The sequence below is a fragment of the Pseudomonas sp. GM79 genome, from assembly GCF_000282495.1.
Classification (GTDB): Bacteria; Pseudomonadota; Gammaproteobacteria; order Pseudomonadales; family Pseudomonadaceae; genus Aquipseudomonas.
The window spans coordinates 32667-54221 of sequence record NZ_AKJE01000050.1 but is presented as its reverse complement, the minus strand read 5'-3'; the positions used below and the strand labels follow the sequence as shown (position 1 = coordinate 54221).

Genomic DNA, 21555 nt, shown 5'->3' with positions numbered 1-21555 from the left:
GATTACCCCCAATGCCAGTCAGTTAAGGCGCAATCCATGTGGGAGCGGGCTTGCTCGCGAAGACGGCGGCACAGTCAACATTGATGTTGCCTGATACACCGCTTTCGCGAGCAAGCCCGCTCCCACAGGTTCCGCGCATTAACTGACTGGCATTGGGGATTACCCCGCTCCTTCCTGGCGCTTCACGCCAGCTGGCTACGCAACTGCCGTGCTGCCGCGACCATGTTTACCAGCGCTGCTTCGGTTTCCGGCCAGGCGCGGGTTTTCAAACCGCAATCGGGGTTGACCCACAAGCGCTCGGCTGGAATGCGCTTCACGGCTTTGCTCATCAATTTGACCATCTCGACCGTGTCCGGCACCCGTGGCGAGTGGATGTCATAGACGCCCGGGCCGATGTCGTTGGGGTAGTCGAACGCTTCGAAGGCTTCCAGCAATTCCATGTCCGAGCGCGAGGTTTCGATGGTGATCACGTCGGCGTCCATGGCGGCGATGGACTCGATCACGTCGTTGAATTCGCTGTAGCACATGTGGGTGTGTATCTGGGTTTCGTCACGCACGCCCGATGCACTCAAGCGGAAGGCTTCCACCGCCCAGTCCAGGTATTCCTGCCATTGCGCCCGGCGCAGTGGCAGCCCTTCACGGAACGCGGCTTCGTCGATCTGCACGATCTTGATGCCGGCGTTTTCCAGGTCCACCACTTCATCACGCAAGGCCAGGGCCAGTTGCTGCGCCTGAATTTTGCGCGAGACGTCTTCGCGCGGGAACGACCACATCAGCATGGTCACGGGGCCGGTGAGCATACCTTTCATGACTTTGTCGGTGAGGCTCTGGGCGTAGGTGATCCAGTCGACGGTCATCGGCTTCGGACGGCTCAGATCGCCGTAAATAATCGCCGGTTTAACGCAGCGCGAACCGTAGCTCTGGACCCAGCCGAACCGAGTGAACAAGTAGCCGTCCAGTTGCTCGGCAAAGTACTCGACCATGTCGTTGCGCTCGGCTTCACCGTGCACCAGCACGTCCAGGCCCAGGCGTTCCTGGATTTGCACGGCGTGGCGGATTTCGCTATGCATGGCATCGGTGTAATCGTTGGCCGACAGCTTGCCTTGCTTGAAGACCTGGCGCGCCAGACGGATCGAAGCGGTTTGCGGGAACGAACCGATGGTGGTGGTCGGGAACGCCGGCAGTTTCAGCCGTGCCTGTTGTTGTGCGATGCGTTTGGTAAATGGTGAGAGGCGTTGGCTGTCCGCTGCGCCGATGGCATTGATTCGGGCCTGCACATCCGCTTTGTGGATACGCGGAGATTGAGCGCGACTGGCCGCAATGGTGCGGCTTTCAGCCAGGGCGGTTTGCACTTTGGGCGATTGCGGATCGTTGAGGGCATCACGCAGCACGGCGATTTCACCGCACTTCTGCACGGCAAACGCCAGCCAGCTTTTCAGTTCCGGGTCGAGTTTGTCTTCACGGTCCAGGTCCACGGGGCTGTGCAGCAGCGAGCAGGAACTGCTGACCCACAAGTTATCGCCAAAGCGTTCCTGGGCTGGCTGCAGTTGCGCCAGCACTTGCTCCAGCTCGCAGCGCCAGACGTTGCGGCCGTTAACCAGACCCACCGAGAGAATCTTGTAGGTCGGCAGACGATCCAGCACCTGGCCAAGTTGATCCGGTGCGCGCACCGCGTCGATGTGCAGGCCTTGCACTGGCAGGCTGACAGCCAGGCCGAGGTTGTCTTCCAGGCCACTGAAATAAGTCGCTACGAGTTTTTTCAGCGGCGAGTATTGGAGGATGTGATAGGCGCGTTCGAAGGCGTTTTTCCAGGCCTGTGGCAGGTCGAGGGTGAGGATCGGTTCGTCGATCTGCACCCACTCCACGCCTTGGGCTGCGAGGCGACCGAGAATTTCGCCGTAGATCGGCAGCAGGCGCTCCAGCAGGTCGAGCTTGTCGAAGTCATTGCCTTTGGCCTTGCCCAGCCACAGGTAAGTCAACGGGCCGATGATCACCGGTTTGACGTTGTGGCCCAGGGCTTTGGCTTCGTCGACTTCGTCGAACAGCTGTTCCCAGCTCAGTTTGAACTGTTGATCAGCGGTGAATTCCGGGACCAGGTAATGGTAGTTAGTGTCGAACCATTTGGTCAGTTCCTGGGCGTATTGCGCCTGGGTATGTTCACCGCCGCAGCAGGCTGCGGTAGCGCCACGGGCCATGGCGAACAGGGTGTCGAGGGTCGGCAGGCCACGGGAGTCTTTGGCACCGTCGAAGCGCTCGGGAATCACGCCGAAGGTCAGGGAGTGAGTCAGTACCTGGTCGTACCAGGCGAAGTCGCCCACGGGCAGCAGGTCGATACCGGCGTCTTTCTGCAGTTGCCAGTGGGTGGCGCGCAATTGGCGGCCGACGCTTTTCAGTGCGTCCTGGTCAAGATCACCCTTCCAGTAGGATTCGAGGGCTTTTTTCAATTCGCGGTCAGCGCCGATGCGCGGAAAACCAAGTGTGTGGGCCAAGGCCATGGTGAGATTCCTCCCTATAAAAGATGGTGCTATTGTCGACAGCCCACCCAACATGAGACAAACTCAACCTTTTCGTGTTGATCACAAGTTTTCCTCATGGAGCCCCCCGGTGCTTGAAATCCGTCACCTGAAAACCCTGCACGCCCTGCGCGAAGCCGACAGCCTGGTGGATGCGGCCGACCGCCTGCACCTGACCCAGTCGGCACTGTCCCACCAGTTCAAGGAGCTGGAAGAGCGCATGGGCATGCCGTTGTTCGTGCGCAAGACCAAACCGGTGCGCTTCACCAGTGCCGGCTTGCGCCTGCTGCAACTGGCCGACGCCACCCTGCCGCTGCTGCGCGGTGCCGAGCGGGACATCGCACGGCTGGCCGGCGGCACGGCGGGGCGTTTGCACATGGCGATCGAGTGCCACAGTTGCTTTCAGTGGCTGATGCCGACCATCGACCAGTTCCGCGATGCCTGGCCGGAAGTCGAGCTGGACCTGGCCTCGGGGTTCTCCTTCGCCCCGCTGCCGGCGCTGGCCCGAGGCGACCTGGACCTGGTGGTGACCTCCGATCCGCTGGAACTGGTCGGGATCACTTACGTGCCGTTGTTCACCTACGAAGCCATGCTCGCGGTGGCTAACCAGCATCGCCTGGCGAGCAAGCCGTACATCGTGCCCGAAGATCTGCTGACGGAAACCTTGATCACCTACCCGGTGGAGCGTGATCGGCTGGACATCTTCACCCGCTTCCTGGAACCGGCCGACATCGAACCGGCCCAGGTGCGCACCTCGGAACTGACGGTGATGATGATGCAACTGGTGGCCAGCGGTCGCGGCGTCTGCGGCATGCCTCATTGGGCGCTGCATGAATACAGTTCACGGGGCTATGTGAAGGCCAAGCGACTGGGTGAGAAAGGCTTGTTCGCAACGCTCTACGCCGGCATTCGCGCCGACATGCTGGATGCACCGTACATGCGCGACTTTTTGCTGACGGCCAAGGACACGTCGTTTTCGACGCTGGATGGGGTTAGTGCAGTTCGCTAATGTTCTGTCACCCGAAATGGCTGGGGCAATGATGATCAAGTGTGGGAGCGGGCTTGCTCGCGAAGGCGGGTTCATATTCAACATAAATGTTGGCTGACCTACCGCTTTCGCGAGCAAGCCCGCTCCCACATTGGATCGAGGTGGTTTCAGATCTCACGCCACATGTGGATCTTGTCGAAGTAGTCCTCACCGACCCGCACCGCCAATGGTTCCAGACCGAACTGCACGAAACCGCATCGCTGATACAGCTTGAAAGCGGCTTCGTTGCCTGCGGTAACGGTCAGCTGGATCAGCTTCAGGCCCTGGTGAGCCTGGGCTTCAGCCAACGCTGCCTGAACCAGTTGATAGCCGAGCCCGCGCTGCCGAACCTCACCCGAAACGTACATGCCGAACAGCGTCGCCTTGTGCCGGGCCTTTTCCCGAGACTCGAAGGCCAGGCCGACGATGCCCGCCAGCTCACCCTTCTCGAACGCCCCGAACACTACGTCCAGCTTGCCGGTCAGGCGCGATTCCCACCAACTCAACGGCATTACCGCGCGCTCGCGCACGCTGGACGTGAACGCCTGGGGATGCAAGTCATAGGCCTCAAGCATCAGCGCCCGGTAATCCAGGGCGTGGCTGGCATCAAGCCGTTGAATCCACATTTCAGGCCACTCGCCGCTGCTCGAGCATCAAGCGCACCGCCAGCCCGGACAGCACGAAGCCCATGAAGTAACGCTGCATCGCCAGCCAGTTCGGGTTGTTGACGAACCAGGAGGCGATGCCCGCGGCAAACAGCGCGATCAGCAGATTGACGCTGAAGCTCACGCTGATCTGGGTCAGGCCGAGGATGATGCTCTGGGTGAACACCGAACCGTGCTCAGGGGTAATGAACTGCGGAAACACCGACAGGTAAAACACCGCGATTTTCGGGTTCAGCGCGCTGGTGAGAAAGCCCATGGTGATCAGCTTGCGGGACGAGTCCGCCGGCAACTGCTGCGCCTCGAACGGCGAACGCGCACCGGGCTTGACCGCCTGCCAGGCCAGCCACAGCAGGTACAACGCACCGGCCCACTTCAACACTTCATAGGCCATCGGCACTGCCACGAACACCGCGGTCAAACCCGCAGCGGCCGCGAACAGGTGCACTAAAAACCCCGCAACCACGCCGAGCAACGAAGTCACTCCGGCCTTGCGCCCCTGGCAAATTGAACGAGAGATCAGGTAGATCATGTTTGGCCCGGGCGTGAGTACCATCAGCAGCGCCGCCGCGGCGAAAATCAGCAAATCTTGAAGCGGGATCATGGGCATCCTCCGTCCTTGGACGATCAAGCGGTTTCGTTTAGTGAGGCTCGATAAAACGGCAATATCTGGTCCCGTGTCAATGGCGCCAGCATGACATCGCCGTCGGTGGCCGGATCGATCCAGCGCACCTCTTCGATTTCCGCCGCAGGGGAAACGTGCGAGTCGATGGTCAATTGAAAGAGTTCGGCTTGTACGACAAAACCCGGCTCATTGGCGGCCGGGGCCGAGAATTGTCCCAGGTAGGCGGCTTGCGCCGGATCGATGACCAGTCCCAGTTCCTCTTCCAGCTCCCGAGCGAGGGCATGGGCCGGTTGCTCACGGGCCTCGATCTTGCCTCCCGGCTGCATGAACGCCTGGGTACCGCGCTTGCGCACCAGCAGGGTGCGACCGTCGGGGCCGATCAGCAGGGCAGCGGCGATGCGGATGAGGCGGGGCGAAGCGGCGGATGGAAGCGTCATGGATCAGGATTGGCCTTGGGTAAAGGGTGCAAGGATCACATGTGTACCGGTTCTTCGTCACGCCGAAAACTATCTGCCGAGCGCCAAATAATGTGGGAGCGGGCTTGCTCGCGAAAGCGGTGTATCAGCCAACATTAATGTTGAATATAAAACCGTCTTCGCGAGCAAGCCCGCTCCCACACTGGATCTGTGCAAAGGCCAGGAAGCTCAGCTCGTCTCGAGAAGCGCGCCCTCCACTTCCTCCGGCACTTTCACAAATATGCTGTACCTGGCACCTTCCATCGCCTCGAAAGCGATCAACTTCTCCACCAGCGGCCCATTCAACACCTTGCCAGCATTGAGCAGCAGCATGCCGTTGTCAGCGTTGAGATTGCGCGCCAGGATCATGCCCGCGGCCAGATCCCGGGTGGTCAGCACCTTGACCGTCGGATCGGCCAGCGTCACGTCGCTCAGATAAGTGGCGCAGACCTGAATGAAATCCGCCACCAGTTCCGGGTCGTAGAGGCGACCGGCGTACTGGCGGATGTACACCAGGGCTTCATCGCTGTTCATCTGCCGTTCGAGGATCAGCCCGCGCTGCAACTCGATGAAATCCACCGCCAGTTTCAGCAACCGCGAACCGAACGGAATCGCTTCGCCCTTGAGCCGATCCGGAAAACCGCTGCCGTCCCAACGCTCCTGGTGATGCAGGATCAGCCGAGCGGCATCCTTCATTGGGTCGAGCGTCATCAGCAGCGACTCACTCTGCTTCGGGTACCCCCGATAGCGCTCGCGGTCATTGTGATGCAGCAGGTCCGAGGGCGTGCTCATCATGCTGTCGGTCCAGCTCAACTTCCCGATGTTGTAAAGCGCCGCGGCCATGGTCAGGTCACGACTGCTGCCTTCGTCCAGGCCATGCAGTTTGCAGTACACCCGCACCAGTTCGATGATCTGCCGGTTGGTCTGTTTGGCGGGCGGCAGGCGCAGGTTGGCCAGCAACGAAAACACCTCGGTGCCCGTGACATAGCTGCGTTTGAGCTCTTCGTAGGCCAGGTCCAGCATGTCGGCGGTCTGCTGCAGCTCGCTGGTGCGGGCCGCGACGTGTTTTTCCAGGGTGGCGTTGAGCAGCTTCAGTTTCTCGTTCTGATCCCACGTCTCCTGCACCAGACGCAAGCGTTCACGCTCGGAATGCTGATAGGCGAGTGATTGTCGAAGGGTCAGCAGCATTTCCTCATCGTGCCAGGGTTTGCTGATGTAACGATGAATCTGCCCTCCATTGATGGCTTTGATAATGACCGACGGATCGGCATAACCCGTCAGCATGATCCGCAGAGTGTCGGGGTAACGCTGATGGACATGAGCCAGCAGCGTGGCGCCGTCCATATTGGGCATGCGCGCGTCACTCATCACCAGATCGATCGGCTGCTGCGCCATGATCTCCAGCGCCTGGGCACCGCTGGTGGCCAGCAGCACCTCGTAGGGCTGACCGCGCAGCAGACGGCGCAGACTGTTGAGAATCGACTCCTCATCGTCGACCAGCAGTAACTTGGGTTTATAGGTCACAGTCGTGGGGAGTTGCTCTTCCATGGCATTACCTCAAGAAAACGTGTGTCTTTGTCGCGCGCGGGGCAAACGTCCTGGCGCCCCGAGCCTGACCTACAGGCTAGATGATTTTCAGCCCGACCCCGGAAATGATTCGTTTCAGTCAACCGGGCGCATTTCTGGCCGGGCGACTATGCTCAGATCACTCGGATCCAAACGATACCCGCTTCATCCTGCGATCAGGGAAGGGATACCCTCTATGAACTCATTGCACCAACCTGCTGTCGGCACAGGCGCATGTCAGTGAATACGCTGCTTGCGCGTATTAATCGTCGGATTCTCATTGTCGATGACACGGCGTCGATCCATGAGGATTTTGCCAAGATTCTCAGCCCGCCATCGATCGAAGACGACAGCCTGATCAGCGCCGAAAACGCCCTGTTCGGTACCCCTGTGTCGGTATCGTTGCAAAGTTTCGTCATCGATTCCGCGTTTCAGGGCCGCGAAGCGCTGGACAAGGTCGAGAGCGCACTGGCGAATGACTCGCCCTACGCGATGGCCTTCATCGACATGCGCATGCCGCCGGGCTGGGACGGCCTGGAAACCATCGAACGCTTGTGGCAAGTCGATCCCAAGTTGCAGGTGGCGCTCTGCACCGCGTATTCCGACTATTCCTGGGAAGACATCGCCGAGCGCCTGGAACTGGGCGATCGCCTGCTTATCCTGAAAAAACCCTTCGATGCCATCGAGATTCGTCAGATGGCCAGCGCATTGACCGCCAAGTGGCAAATGACCGAAGACGCGGCACTGAAGATGTCGCTACTGGAGCATGCGGTCGAAGAGCGCACCCGGGAGCTGTCCGACGCCAACATCATCGTGCAGAACAGCCCGACCATTCTGTATCGGCTGCGGGGCGAACCGTCGTTTCCGTTGATGTACATCTCCCACAACATCACCAAATACGGCCACATCGCGGCGGCCCTGGTGGCGTCGGCCAATTGGGCCCAGGAGCTGATCCATCCTGACGATCAGGCAAAAGTCGATACGGCGATGGCCAGGGTACTGGACCGCCATGCGTCAGGTGCTTCCATCGAGTTTCGGATGCGCACCGGCGACGGTGACTGGCGCTGGGTCGAAAACCGCTATATCCCGGTGCGCGACGATGAGGGCCGCTTGCTGGAAGTCGAAGGCATCATCATCGACGTCACCGAACGCAAACTGGCCGAGGAAAAAATCGCCCTGTTGGCCCGCACCGACGGGCTGACCGGGCTGGCCAACCGCGCGACGCTGATCGAACGGCTGCACCAGGCGTTCGCCGCCGCCCGGCGCGGGGCCACACCGTTCGCCATGTTCTATCTGGATCTGGATCACTTCAAACGCATCAACGACACCCTGGGCCACCCGGTGGGCGACCTGTTGCTGCAGGAGGTTGCCAGGCGCATCAAAAATTGCGTGCGCGAAAACGACGTGGTCGCCCGCCTGGGTGGCGACGAGTTCGCGATCCTGCAACTGGACGTCGGCGACCCGACCCAATCAGCAGCCCTGGCCGCCAAGGTCCGCGATGCACTGGTGCTGCCCTATTCCCTGGCCGGCAATGATGTGCGGGTCTCGGTCAGCATCGGCATCAGCAGCTACGCCCCGGCCAGTCTCAGCGCGGACAGCCTGTTGACCCAGGCCGACATGGCGCTGTATCGCTCCAAGGAAAAGGGCCGCAACCAGTACCACTTCCACTCTGAGGAGATCAATCAGGAAGTGGTCGAGCGCATGACCATCGCCAACGACCTGAAAAAGGCTATCGAACACGACGAACTCGAACTGCGTTACTGGCCGGAAGTGGATCTGAGCAGTGGCAAGATCCTCGGCATGGAAGCGCAGGTCAGCTGGAACCACCCCATACGCGGTTTACTGGAAGCCCCGGCGTTTTTGCCCGCGGCGGAAAAGACCGGCATCATCATCGCCCTCGGTCACTGGGTGCTGGAGCGCGCCTGTCGGCAAATGCGCCAGTGGCGAGACGAAGGCATGGCGCCACCGGTGGTGGCGATCAAACTGTCCCTGGCCCAGCTCAAGAGTGGTCCCGAGCTGATCTATGACGTGTTGCGCACCACCGCGCGCTGGGAACTGTGCCCGTGGGACCTGCGTTTCGACGTCACCGAAGCGACCCTGGCCCAGACCAAGTGGACGCACAACGATATCCTGCCGCGCCTGCATGAACTGGGGGTGAAGATCGCCATCGATGACTTCGGCACCGAATACTCTTCGTTCGACTACCTAAAGACTTACCAGGTCAATCACCTGAAACTCGCTCAGGCGTTCATCGACACCGCCGCCCACGACGCGGCCAGTGCCACCACCCTGCGGGCTATCATCAATTTCGCCCGCGATGTCGGGATCGGCATCATCGCCGAAGGCGTCGAAACCCAGGAGCAACGCCGCTCGCTGATAGCCACCGGCTCACCGATGAACGCCCAGGGTCACTACTTCAGCCAAGCGGTCAGCAGCCAGCAGGCCGCCGAGCTGCTGAAAGCCGGGAGTATCGTGCATGCCAGCCTCGGAACCGCAGCGATGCGCGACGACCCGAGGCGTGCTGAGGAGGACAAGGAATGAAGACTCCGTCCGTCCAGGCCAACCGGCGCATTCTGATCATCGACGACACGCCTTCGATCCATCAGGACTTTCGCAAGATTCTCGGCCCGGATACCGACGACGAACAAACCCTCGCCGGCACTGAAGCAGCGCTGTTCGGCAGCCCGCAGTCGGCACGGCTGATATTCCAGCTCGACTCCGCCTATCAGGGCGAGGAAGCGCTCGAACTGGTCAAGCGCGCCCAGGCACAAGGTCGCCCTTACGCCATGGCGTTCACCGACATGCGCATGCCCCCGGGCTGGGATGGCCTGGAAACCATCGAACAGCTCTGGAAGGCTGATCCTCACTTGCAAATCGCGCTGTGCACGGCCTTCTCCGATTACACCTGGGAAGCCATGGCCGAGCGACTGGAGTTCGGCGATCAGTTGCTGGTGCTGAAAAAACCTTTCGACAGCCTGGAAATCCGCCAGATGGCCAGCGCCTTGACCTGGAAGTGGCAGATGGCGCAGGACGCGGCCATGAAAGTGCAAACACTGGAGCAAACCATCGAGGCCCGGGTCCATGAGCTGCTCAAGGTGTCGCACTTGTTGCAGTACGACGTATTGACCGAATTGCCCAACAGCACCTTGCTGGGCGACCGGCTGAACCAGTCATTGGCCCTGTCGCGACGCCATGACAAACAACTGGCGGTGATGTTTCTGGGGCTCGATCGCTTCAAGCGCATCAACAATGCCTTGGGTCACCCGACCGGTGACGAGATGCTCAAACGTGTCGGGCACAATCTGGTGGCCTGCGTGCGCGCATCCGACTCGGTGTTTCGTTACGGCTCCGATGAGTTTGTGGTGATCCTGGCTGACATCCATCACCCCCAACAGACCAAGGGCATCGCCGAAAAGCTCTTGAACGCCATACGCGCGCCTCAACACATTGCCGGCCACGACCTGAGCGTGACGGCCAGCCTGGGCATCAGCATCTACCCCGAGGACGGCTTCGATGCCATTGCACTGATCAAAAAAGCCGAAACCGCCATGCGCAACGTCAAGGAAAGCGGCCCGAACGATTTCAGCTTTTTCATTGATGAGATGAACCAGCGCGCCCGGGAACAGCAGAGCATCGAGTCGGGTATTCGCCTGGCGCTGGAACGCAACGAATTTGTCCTGCACTACCAACCCAAACTCGACCTGGGCAGCGGCAAGGTGGTCGGCGCCGAGGCATTGATCCGCTGGCAAAAGCCCGGGCAAGGCTGGGTTTACCCGACAGATTTCATCGGTGTGGCCGAGGACAGCGGCTTGATCGTACCGTTGAGCAAATGGGTGCTCGCCCAGGCCTGTCAACAAGCCTGCGCCTGGCAGGCGAAAGGTCTGCCGAAACTCTGCATGTCGGTGAACGTGTCGGCCATCGATTTCCGTCAGCGGGACTTTGTCAAAGGGATCGAACAGATACTCAAGCAAACCGGTATGGACCCCACCTTGCTGGAGCTGGAAATTACCGAAGGCGTATTGATGCAGAACGTCGATGCCACGATGCTCGCGCTGAATCGGCTCAAGGCATTGGGCGTACGGCTGGCTATCGATGACTTCGGCACCGGCTATTCGAGCCTGAGTTACCTGCAACGGTTTCCCATCGATGTGTTGAAAATCGACCAGTCATTCATTCGTGGCCTGAGCCGTGACAGCAATGACGCGGCCCTGGTCAGCGCCATCATCAGCCTGGGCAAGAGCCTCAAACTGACCGTCATTGCCGAAGGGGTGGAAACCCTCGAGCAATTGAATTTTCTCAAGGCCCTCCAATGCGAGGAAGGCCAGGGTTATTACTTCAGCAAAGCCGTGGAGCCGGAGGCCTTCGTGCAATACCTGATGTCCGTGCAGCCCGCTCCATCCATCACCAGATAAACGACGCGCAACGACACCCAGGCCCCCTGCGCCAAGGAATCATAAGATGTCGAGCCCCTTCTACTACCTGCTTCTTGCGCCTCTACTCGGATGTTGTCTGATAGCCAACGGCGCACCGCTGGACGAACCACTCAAACCCTTGCCCGCAGTGCCCCAGCAGAATCCCTTGCAAGTCGAACTCGGTCGCCGGTTGTTCAACGAGCCACGCCTGTCGGTCAATAACACCCTGTCCTGCGCCAGTTGCCATCGTCTGGAAAGTGGAGGCGCCGACGCCCAGGCGTTTTCCATCGGCTTCAACGGCGCCCCCTTGACGATCAACACCCCTAGCGTCTTCAACTCAAGCCTGAATTTCCGGCAATTCTGGAACGGCCGCGCCGACACTCTGGAAACACAAGTCCACGAAGTGGTGCAGAGCCCCAGCGAAATGGGCAGTCATTGGGAGCATGTCGTTCGGACACTGACCGCCGACCCGGCTTACAAAAGCGCTTTCGCCCAGGCCTACCCTGACGGCGTGACCATGAACAATGTGCAAAAAGCCCTGGCCACCTATGAGCGCACCCTGATCAGCGCCAACTCGCGTTTCGACCAATACCTGTTGGGCAACACCGAAATTCTGACGATCGAGGAGAAGTACGGTTACCAGCGCTTCAAGGACTACGGCTGCATCGCCTGCCATCAGGGGGTCAATATCGGCGGCAACATGTTCCAGAAATTCGGGGTCATGAGTGATTACTTTGAGGTCCGGGGCAACCCCACCGAAGCCGATCTGGGCCGCTATCTGGTCACCAAGGCCGAAGAGGACCGCAACGTGTTCAAGGTTCCGAGCCTGCGCAACGTCGCCGTGACCGCGCCGTATTTTCACGACGGCTCGGCCAAGACCCTGGAAGACGCGGTAGACGTGATGTTCAAGTTCCAGCTCGGTCGCGTGCCCTCTGACAAGGACAAGACCTTGATCATCAAATTCCTCAAGACCCTGACCGGTGAGTGGGGAGGCAAATCTTTATGAAAACGTACCACCGTCGCAACCTCTTGTTGCTCAGTGGCGTGGCCGTGTTGCTGGCCTCGACACTGCTGTTTCTGTACCTCAAATCAAGCTCCGACCAGACCTCGACGTACGCCGAGTCCCGGGACCTGATTGGCCGGATCAAACAGTTCAACGCGCAGTGGGAAACCGAGATTCTCAAGGCCAGGATTGCCATCAGCCACAACTACGACCCGTTGGTTGCACCGCTGACCGAGATAACGAACCTGTGGGAGCGGTTCGAGACCATGGAGTCCAATCATGGCCGCAACGACTCGCCAACCTGGCGCGCCAGCCATGAGGCTTACCACGCCGCCATTCAGGAAAAAACCCGGCTGGTGGAGCAGTTCAAATCGCACAACGCTGTGCTGCGTAACTCACTGGCATTTTTGCCCACCGCCGAAGATGACATCCAGGAACCGCTTACCCAACTGGTCGACGAAGACAAACTGCAACTACAGAACATCGCCACCGACACCTACGACTTAATGCTCAGCAGCCTGGAGTTCGCCCAGGTCACCTCCAACGACAAAGCGGCCGATATCCTGGTCGGGCTGAACAAACTGCGGGTGAACAAGGAACGATTACCGGAGCAGTTTCATAGCCCGATCGATGTCTTGAGCAATCACATTGCGCTGATCCTGCGGGAACAACCCGTGGTCAATCGGCTGCTGGAGAATATCGAAGCCGTTCCCGTGGCCGCACGGCTGGACGACATTACTGCGCTGCTGAACAAGGACCAGCAGCAAACCGATGCAGCCAACCGGCGCTACCACTTCTACATGTTGGTATTCTCGACGTTGCTGGTGATGGTGCTGGTGTACTTGGCCATTCGCCTGATGCGCAGCTTCGGGGAGACCAACCGGGTCAACAAGGAACTGCAAACCGCCAACGACGTCCTCGAACAACGGGTCGAGGAGCGCACCCGCGAACTCAAGGATACCCAGAGCGAACTGCTCGACACCGCGCGCCAGGCCGGCATGGCTGAAATCGCCACCAATGTGCTGCACAACGTCGGCAACGTGCTCAACAGCGTGAACATCTCGGCCGACCTGGTCACCCGCAAACTGCGTAACAGCAAGGCCCAGGGACTGGGCAAGGCGATGCAGCTGATCAACGCGCATCAAGACGACCTGGGCGCCTTCCTGACCCAGGACGAGAAAGGAAAACTGCTACCCGGTTATCTGAACCAACTGGTGGATGCCATTGCCCTTGAACAACAAGGCATGACCGACGAACTCGCGCAACTGAGCAAAAGCGTCGACCACATCAAAGACATCGTCGCCACCCAGCAGTCCTACGCGGGTGCCAACAGCCTGATGGAACCGTTGCACGTCAGCGAACTGCTGGAGGACGCCCTGCGGATGAACGCCGGCGCCCTGACCCGGCATCACGTCACGGTGGTCAAGGAGTACGGCGACGTACCGCAAATCATGGGCGACAAACACCGATTGTTGCTGATCCTGATCAACCTGATCAGCAACGCCAAATACGCCATGACTGACCTCAGCAATCGCCCGCGGCAAATGACCCTTGGGGTGAAAATCGTCGAAGACACGATTCTGCAAATCAGCGTCAAGGATGACGGCGAAGGCATCGAGCCGCAGAACATGACACGGATCTTTGCCCACGGTTTTACCACCCGCAAGGAAGGTCACGGCTTCGGCCTGCACAGCTGTGCCTTGGCCGCGATCGAGATGAACGGCCATCTCACCGCCCACAGCGACGGGCCGGGCAAAGGCGCACTGTTCACTTTGCAGATCCCGTTGAAAACCGTCATGGAGGAAGCATGAGCGACCTTTCGAACCGACGCATTCTGCTGATTGACGACACGCCGTCCATCCATGAAGACTTTCGCAAGATCCTCACCCCAACGTCGGCACTGCATGTAGAACTGGACGAAATGGAGGCCGCGCTGTTCGGCAGCGAAGTGAAATCCACCAACCTGCTGTTCGAGCTGGACTCGGCCTATGGCGGTCAGGAGGGTCTGGGCAAACTCACTCAGGCCTTACAGGAAAACCGCCCCTACGCCCTGGCCTTCGTCGACATGCGCATGCCTGAAGGCTGGGACGGTGCGCAGACCATCGAGCACCTGTGGCAGGAAGACCCGCAGCTGCAAGTGGTGGTGTGTACTGCCTATTCCGACTATTCGTGGGATGAACTGCTGGAACGCTTGCACGCCCATGATCGCCTGCTGATTCTGAAAAAACCGTTCGACAACATTGAAGTCCAGCAGATGGCCAATACCCTGCTCACCAAATGGGAGATGACCGAGCGGGCTTCTATTCAGATGAGCCATCTGGAGCATCTGGTGGATCAGCGCACGGCCCAGTTCAAGCAAGCCAGCGAGGCGTTGCAGCGGGAAATCGACGAGCGTAAACAGCTTGAATCCCAATTGGTGCAGTCGGAAAAACTCGCTTCGCTGGGGCAACTGGCGGCGGGCGTCGCCCATGAAATCAATAATCCCATCGGCTTCATTTCCTCCAACCTCGGCGCCCTCGATGGCTACTTCAAACAACTGCAGGACATGCTCGATGCCTATCGGGAGGCGGAAAACGCCATTGGCTCAAGCGAGGTCATCGAGCAACTCAGTCAGTTGCGTGAACGGGTGGAACTGGACTTTCTGCGTGAAGACATTCCCCTGCTGATCAAGGAGTCCAAGGAAGGCATCGGCCGCGTCGGGCAGATCGTCAAAGACCTGAAGGACTTCTCCCGCGTCGACTCCAATCAGGAATGGCAGTGGACCAATCTGCACCAAGGCATCGAGTCGACCTTGAACATCGTTGCCAATGAACTCAAGTACAAGGCCGATGTGGTGAAGGAGTTTCAACAGCTGCCCGATATCGAATGCCTGCCATCGCAAATCAATCAGGTGATCATGAACCTGATTGTCAACGCGTCTCAGGCAATGGGGCCGGAACGGGGCACCATCACGCTACGCACCGGGCTTGAAGGTGAAACGGTATCGATCGAGGTCGCGGACACGGGCATAGGTATCGAGCCGGACAACCTGCAGAAAATATTCGACCCGTTCTACACCACCAAACCGGTGGGCCAGGGGACAGGGCTCGGGTTGTCCCTGTCCTATGGCATCGTGAAAAAACACCAGGGCGATATTTCGGTACGCAGCGAAGTCGGGGTGGGTAGCACGTTTCGGGTCGAGTTGCCGGTGCGGCAATCCTGGCCAGCATAAGCACGCTCCTACCCGGTTGCTCCAATATAGCCATCGCCCGTAAGCTGGAAATCTCTGTCCACAGGAGATCTCTGTGGCGAGGGAGCTTGCTCCCGCTGGATCGCGAAGCGATCCCAAAACAGACAACGCGCTCAGTCAGACAAAGCCCGTCAGCAGGTTTTGCGACTGCTGCGCAGCCGAGCGGGAGCAAGCTCCCTCGCCACAAGAGCCTGTATGCCACTGCCTACCATTACCGGGTCCGAACCCAAGGAAACCGTTTGAGCCTGTCCCTCCTGAGTCGCTCGCCCTTTTCCAAGTGACCCGCCGTAAGGGCGGAACCCTAAGTGGCCATTACCGCAAAAACGGATATGTACACCCTCAAAATCCGGGAAGATGTGTAGATACCCATGCGCCAAGGAAGAACACCATGCTGAAAGTAATCGCTCAAGATTTCATCAAACCCGAATACATTGAAACCGTTCGCCCGTGGTACGCCGAACTGGTCGAGAAGACTCGACTGGAACCTGATTGCATTGCTTACGATCTGTTCATCGATCAAAAAGACCCGGGGCACTTTATCTTCGTCGAACAATGGCCGAATAAGGCAGCGCTGGATGCTCATTGCCAGTCTGAGCATTTTCGGCGTCTGGTGCCGCAGATCAATGGTTACCAGGCGAAGGATTGTATTGTTGTGCTGATGGATGCGTTCTGACGTCAACCTCAAGGGGGGTTGCCGCTTCCCCTCGGATAAACAAACGGGCTTCACTGTCCCCTTCCTTTAGCATCAGTGCTTGTTTCCAGTGTTTGGGAAACAAGGCGTCGTGTTCAGGACGAGCATCGCCCGTGACCCACCAGATCCGCTTGGCATTGAGTTTCAAAGTTGAAAAATCGTCGAAGAGAATCGAATGCAAATGACGGGGGATGAGTGCCCAACCTCCGTATTCGGCGGTTCCCCAAAGGGTGCCTGTCGGTGGTTTGAAAGCGTATAGCCTCGGCTGAATACCGGTCGAGTTGTAGTACGTAAACGGCAAATACCAATACAGGTTATCCACAACGATCTCGTCACCCGGACGTACTTCGCGGCCAAGCCCTGCGACCACGGCGTCCAGTCTTGCGTCTTTGCGAATGCTCGTCCCGCTCATCTCATCGGTTTGCGCGTAGACCGCCGAAAGCCCGTGTACTTCTGCCAACAAAACCAACGTCATGGCGACAGCGGCAAGAACGGCATGGCGTTGGCTGAATGCGTCCAGCGCGAGCGCAACGATCAGGGGCAACGCGACAGCCGCGAACACCAGGTACCTGGCGTTGAAGACCGGAACAATCAGCGACACCAGAAACACGCTCAACACCGGCACAAAAAAATAGCCCACCAGCAAGACGCTGAAAGGTCGCTCATGGCGTGCCTTGAGCAGCACCGCAGCGGCGCAAACAACGATCAACACCGAGGGCAACACACGCCATAGGGATGAATAACTGACCTCTCCCTCCATCATCACCAATTGCCAAACGAAGGTCAGCGCTGTTTGCCAAGTGAGCGGCGGTATCCACTCGAGCCCGTCCATTCGCAACAATTGATCGATGAAATGAGGAATCCACGGCAGGTACAGCACAACGATTGCGCTGTTAGCCACGACCCACGCACGAAACGTTATTGCCCCGGGCCGACCGCCCTCTCGCACTCGCCACCAACAAAGCCAATGCACCAGCACGCACAGTGCGGCGAAGTAGTGCGTGTAGAAAGCAGCCGTCATCAGCAGCACGTAAAAAACCGGATAACGCTTTTGATCCGGTGCCTTGACCCAGCACACCAGCGCCACGGTCGCGCCCATCAGCCAGAAGCCGAGCAAGGTGTACATTCGCACTTCCTGGCTATAGCGCACCGATATCGGTAGCAATGCCAACAACAATGCCGCTATCCAGGTCGACTTTCGCGTCGTCACCAGACTCATCAATTTAATGCACAGCAACAGCGTGCCGACATCCGCCAGCGCACTCAGGGATCGCGCAGCCAACACGCCATTGCCGAACAGCAACATCCACAAATGCAGCAAGACATAGTAAAGCGGCGGATGAACATCCCGTGCCGTCGTAGCCCAGATATACGCAGGCGAGCCTTCGGCCAGCAAGATGCTGTAGGCCTCGTCGTACCAGATGACCGGCACGGTGATGGAATGAAACCTTGCGAACAACGCGAGGACGATCACCGCCACCAGGCCTGCCCTGTCGGCCATCCGGGATGGAAACCTTTCGGGAGGGATCAAAGAGGTAATCACCAGGCTCACCACTGAAGCGTGGTGATCGGGGTTGGCTCCTTCATGACGATGAAACCGTAATCACCCAGCAGATAGATGCGGTAAAACTTGCTCTCCACCAGCGGCGGATAAGCCTGGTAACCCATCAGGGTCGCATTACGCCGCTCCCTCTCCGCGACCACATTGGTGATGCCCGCCTTCGGCAGGTTTTCAGCCAGCATGAAGAAGTTGATGTTCAGCAGATAATGCAAGACCGGCATCTGCTTGAACGAACCCGCGGCCCCCACCAGCCAGTGATCGGAATAACTCACCGCCAGGTAAATGCGCTTGGCCTCGTGCAATTGCCGATGGGCCGCGATGTCATGCCCCAGGGAAAACAACGCGCTGGACGCAAAAGTGTTCTGCACCGTCAGCACACGGCCATAGGCGTAAGACAACGAAAGCATGGCCAACAGAGGCACCGCCAACAGCAGCGGCAACCGCTCATGGATGGGGGCCAGCGCCAGATGGCTTAAATAGAACACCAGCACCAGCAACACCGCAAAACCCATCAAGGTTCTGGCGCCTTCATTGAAGTCGCGGAAAAACAGCGCAGCCCCCGACACCAGCAAGGTCACGACCGATACCGTCAGCACGCACGCCAGGCCCATCACGATTTTTCTCAGCCCGGTGTCGTGGCGTTCCATCACGTTCCGGACCAACCGTGCGCTGCCCACTAGGGCACACAACAGCAGCACGGCGAACACCCAGGTGAATCCACCGTGAAACAGCAGCGCGACTTTTTCCAGCACCCGGCCGATGTTGATTTCAACTTGCAGCAAAGGCTCTGCTGCCCAGTTCAGCAGCAAGGCGCGATCCTGGTTCATGTACGGATAAGCCGTGACGCTATAGATCAACCCACCGAGCCCTGCCTGGGCGATTTTCCAGCCAATCAATTCGTACCACTGCCGCCACGCCCATTTGTCATTCGCGCCCCTGAGCAGTTCCAGGCAACACAGGCCCAGGAACACATTCAGGCTCACCTGATAGAGCCCCAGCGCCAGCGCAATCAGGAAGGCCGGCACCAGCCATTGCAGAATGCGCGAGGGATGACGAAAAGTGATCGCGCAGATCACTGCCACCAGACTCAAGGCATTGGCCGGCCCGTCGTATTGATAAGACAGGTTCTGCAGGAAGAACGGGTTGTACCAGAGCGGCAACAGCACCAGGCAGCAGGATAGTGTCGGCCGTGGGTAGTAATGGAAGGTCAGGCTGGTCAACGCAAAAGCCATGGCGAGCGTGGCGATCAACAGCGGCAATGGAAAGATGTTCGGTGCGCCATCGCTGAACGTCAGCAGGTTGTAGAACAGCTCGGTGAACAACCGCCCCTGCCCCGCCCAGGCCGTACCGGCCGACAGCGAGCGCCAGTTGTCATCGATGTAGGGATAGTCCGCGAGGATTAGCGGAATGACATAAACCAGGGTCGCGATCAAAAAAAACAGCCAGACCCGACGATACCCGAGTTCTTTGCTGAAAAAGTCGCCCAGTCTGCCCATGCTAAAGCCCGGTCCGGTCTTTGCCGCCAATGACGTCTTTGACTACATAACGGGGTCGATGCTTGGCTTCGATATAGATGCGGCCGACATACTCGCCGAGGATGCCGATGCCAATCAATTGGACGCCACCAAGAAACAGAATGGCCGTCATCAGCGAGGGGTAACCGGGGACATTGTTGCCGAAGAAAATCTTGTCCAGCACCATGTACACCGCGTACAGCACCGCGAAGATCGAAATGCCGCCACCGATGTAAGTCCACAATCGCAAAGGCACCGTGCTGAAAGAGGTAATGCCTTCCAGCGCCAGGTTCCACAGTTTCCAGCCATTGAACTTGCTGCGTCCTGCCACTCGCCGGGCCCGCTCGTACTCCACCACCGCGGTGGTGAATCCGGCCCAGGACAGAACGCCCTTCATGAACAACTGATGCTCGGGAAGCGCACGAATCACATTGACCACCTTGCGATCCATGAGCCGGAAATCCCCGACGTTTTCTTCGATCCGGGTGTAGGAAATCCTGTTCAACAAATGATAGAAGAGCGATGCGCTGTGGCGTTTCAAATAACTGTCACTGTCACGATTGCGGCGTTTGGCGAGCACCACATCGGCCCCCTTCTGCCACTCGGTAATCAACTGCGGGATGACGCTGATCGGATCCTGCAGGTCCACATCCATGGGGATCACTGCATCGCCGGTGGCGTATTCCAGGCCGGCAAACAACGCCGGTTCCTTGCCGAAGTTGCGCGAAAAGTTGATCAGCAATACCTGTTCATCGACCTGTGCCAGCGCCTTGGCCTGCTCAGCCGTCCGGTCGGTACTGCCGTCGTTGATGAACACGATCTCGACTTCACACGGGTCAAGTTTCAATTCGCGACGCACCGCCTGATGGAACAGACTGATCGCCTGCTCTTCATTGAATACCGGGACAATCAGCGAAACTTTCACGTTTCACACTCCTGAAAATCGAAGTGTAGATGTTCGGCAGACCGCCATCAGGGGGCGTTCTGGTGCGCGAACTGCCCGGCAGACCGACGGACACGCCATCCCGATCGTTCGCTATAGCCCCCTGAGACATTCGGTAATATCCAGCCTTTTGCAATTGGCGGCGAATCACGCCACCCTGCGCGCCGCTCGCTCCTACTCAACCCGTTCAAGAGCCCGCCATCATGACGTTTGAACGCGATCACCGAATCGACTTTTTTCGCGGCCTGGCCTTGATCTTCATCTTCTGGGATCACGTGCCACAGAACCCGCTCGCGCAGTTCACGGTGCGTAATTTCGGGTTCAGCGATGCGGCAGAGATTTTCGTGTTCCTGGCCGGGTACGCGGCCGTGCTGGCCTACGGAAAAATCGCCCGGCGCGACGGTTTCATGGTCGCCACGGTAAAAATCCTGCGACGCGCCTGGGTGCTGTATGTGGTGCATATCTTTTTGCTGGCGCTGTTGATGGGCATCGTGTTTTTCGCCAACAGCCATGTGGAAACCCGTGACCTGGTGCAGGAAATGGGCTTGCAGTATTTCCTCAGCAATCCGCAGCAGGCATTGATGGATGAGCTGTTGCTGCGCTTCAAGCCGAACCTGATGGACCCGCTGCCGCTGTATATTTTATTGCTGCTCGGCCTGCCGTTGGTGCTGCCGATGCTGCTGCGCAAACCTGAATACGTGGTGGGGTTGTCGGTGGTGGTGTATCTGCTGGCGCCATGGCTTCAATGGAACCTGTCGGGCACCGACGGTGGCGTGTGGTTTTTCAATCCGATGGCCTGGCAACTGTTGTTTATTCTCGGTGGCGCGACGGCGATTCACGGGCAAAGGCCTCGGGCGCCGCAACCTCGACCGCTGACTCGGCAGCCGGTTTTTATCGCAGCGCTGACCTATCTGATGGTGACCGGGCTGATCGCGGTGTCGTGGAAGTGGCCGACCGTGCATGACGCCTTCATGCCCCAGACACTCGGCGAATGGCTCTATCCGATCAGCAAGACCAACCTCTCGCCGGCACGCCTGCTGCATTTCCTCGCCCTCGCCTACGTCACCGCCAGGTTGTTGCCCGACAATGGCTGGACGCAACATTGGCTGGCGCAACAAAGCTGTCGCATGGGTCGTTATTCGTTGGAAGTGTTTTGTTTTGGCGTGTTGCTGGCGCCATTGGCGGACATGCTCAACGCCTTGGGCGGGAATGCACTGGCGATGCAGGTATTCAGCGCAATGTTGGGGGTCGGGCTGATGGTGCTGCTGGGGGCCTGGCTGGATTTCAACAAGCGGTTGAATCGGTCTATGGTGGTGTCGGTAGCTTAAGATCAAAAGATCGCAGCCTCGTTGCA

16 protein-coding genes are annotated in these 21555 nt (G+C 58.8%); 8 read left to right on the top strand and 8 right to left on the bottom strand.

All coding sequences use genetic code 11. The annotated features are described in order from the left end of the window. Positions 1-182 precede the first annotated feature (182 nt). Positions 183-2495, bottom strand: a complete 2313-nt coding sequence (metE, locus tag PMI36_RS14100; RefSeq protein ID WP_008072315.1) for a 5-methyltetrahydropteroyltriglutamate--homocysteine S-methyltransferase — start codon at positions 2493-2495, stop codon at positions 183-185. A gap of 109 nt (positions 2496-2604) precedes the next feature. On the opposite strand from metE, the gene metR reads away from it, so the two are divergent. Further along, positions 2605-3522 (top strand): transcriptional regulator MetR, encoded by a 918-nt coding sequence (metR, locus tag PMI36_RS14105; RefSeq protein WP_007898547.1) that lies wholly within the window; start codon positions 2605-2607, stop codon positions 3520-3522. A 146-nt stretch (positions 3523-3668) separates the two neighbouring features. On the opposite strand, the gene PMI36_RS14110 is transcribed toward metR, so the two are convergent. The 4 genes from PMI36_RS14110 to PMI36_RS14125 all read right to left on the bottom strand — a co-directional run bounded on the left by PMI36_RS14110 (position 3669) and on the right by PMI36_RS14125 (position 6830). Continuing rightward, the gene (locus tag PMI36_RS14110) at positions 3669-4166 is read right to left on the bottom strand and encodes a GNAT family N-acetyltransferase (protein WP_008072314.1); all 498 of its coding nucleotides are present in this window, start codon (positions 4164-4166) and stop codon (positions 3669-3671) included. Between the two features lies 1 nt (position 4167). Next, positions 4168-4806 (bottom strand): LysE family translocator, encoded by a 639-nt coding sequence (locus tag PMI36_RS14115; RefSeq protein WP_008072313.1) that lies wholly within the window; start codon positions 4804-4806, stop codon positions 4168-4170. A gap of 23 nt (positions 4807-4829) precedes the next feature. Further along, the gene (locus tag PMI36_RS14120; protein ID WP_008072312.1) at positions 4830-5264 is read right to left on the bottom strand and encodes an NUDIX hydrolase; all 435 of its coding nucleotides are present in this window, start codon (positions 5262-5264) and stop codon (positions 4830-4832) included. Positions 5265-5471: 207 nt separating this feature from the next. Further along, a complete protein-coding gene (locus PMI36_RS14125) occupies positions 5472-6830 on the bottom strand; it encodes an HD domain-containing phosphohydrolase (RefSeq protein ID WP_008072311.1) in 1359 nt (452 codons plus the stop codon). Positions 6831-7082: 252 nt separating this feature from the next. Between PMI36_RS14125 and PMI36_RS14130 the strand changes: the two genes are divergently transcribed. The 6 genes from PMI36_RS14130 (at position 7083) to PMI36_RS14155 (ending at position 16165) form a co-directional block, all read left to right on the top strand. Then, positions 7083-9389 (top strand): EAL domain-containing protein, encoded by a 2307-nt coding sequence (locus tag PMI36_RS14130; RefSeq protein WP_008072310.1) that lies wholly within the window; start codon positions 7083-7085, stop codon positions 9387-9389. Then, positions 9386-11260: a putative bifunctional diguanylate cyclase/phosphodiesterase gene (locus PMI36_RS14135; protein ID WP_008072309.1), complete on the top strand. Its 1875-nt coding sequence runs from the start codon at positions 9386-9388 to the stop codon at positions 11258-11260. Before PMI36_RS14130 ends, PMI36_RS14135 begins: the two co-directional genes overlap by 4 nt. A gap of 46 nt (positions 11261-11306) precedes the next feature. Further along, entirely contained in the window at positions 11307-12266 is a 960-nt protein-coding gene (locus PMI36_RS14140; RefSeq protein ID WP_008072308.1) for a cytochrome-c peroxidase, read from the top strand. Beyond that, positions 12263-14074 (top strand): DAHL domain-containing protein, encoded by a 1812-nt coding sequence (locus tag PMI36_RS14145; RefSeq protein WP_008072307.1) that lies wholly within the window; start codon positions 12263-12265, stop codon positions 14072-14074. The genes PMI36_RS14140 and PMI36_RS14145 overlap by 4 nt, the downstream gene beginning before the upstream one ends. Then, positions 14071-15474: an ATP-binding protein gene (locus tag PMI36_RS14150; protein WP_008072306.1), complete on the top strand. Its 1404-nt coding sequence runs from the start codon at positions 14071-14073 to the stop codon at positions 15472-15474. Before PMI36_RS14145 ends, PMI36_RS14150 begins: the two co-directional genes overlap by 4 nt. A 406-nt stretch (positions 15475-15880) precedes the next feature. Next, positions 15881-16165 carry a putative quinol monooxygenase gene (locus PMI36_RS14155; protein WP_007905780.1) on the top strand — a complete coding sequence of 95 codons (285 nt, stop codon included), beginning with the start codon at positions 15881-15883 and terminating at the stop codon, positions 16163-16165. Here PMI36_RS14155 and PMI36_RS14160 read toward each other — a convergent pair. Genes PMI36_RS14160 through PMI36_RS14170 form a run of 3 tightly spaced genes read right to left on the bottom strand, consistent with a single transcriptional unit; the run spans position 16113 to position 20183 of the window. Next, positions 16113-17684 (bottom strand): glycosyltransferase family 39 protein, encoded by a 1572-nt coding sequence (locus PMI36_RS14160; RefSeq protein WP_008072305.1) that lies wholly within the window; start codon positions 17682-17684, stop codon positions 16113-16115. The genes PMI36_RS14155 and PMI36_RS14160 overlap by 53 nt on opposite strands. 47 nt (positions 17685-17731) lie before the next feature. Next, the gene (locus tag PMI36_RS14165; RefSeq protein WP_008072304.1) at positions 17732-19240 is read right to left on the bottom strand and encodes a glucosyltransferase domain-containing protein; all 1509 of its coding nucleotides are present in this window, start codon (positions 19238-19240) and stop codon (positions 17732-17734) included. 1 nt (position 19241) lies between these two features. Further along, on the bottom strand, positions 19242-20183 hold the full coding sequence (locus PMI36_RS14170; protein WP_008072303.1) for a glycosyltransferase family 2 protein: 942 nt from the start codon (positions 20181-20183) through the stop codon (positions 19242-19244). Between the two features lie 221 nt (positions 20184-20404). Between PMI36_RS14170 and PMI36_RS14175 the strand changes: the two genes are divergently transcribed. Continuing rightward, entirely contained in the window at positions 20405-21529 is a 1125-nt protein-coding gene (locus PMI36_RS14175; RefSeq protein WP_008072302.1) for an OpgC family protein, read from the top strand. Positions 21530-21555 lie beyond the last annotated feature (26 nt).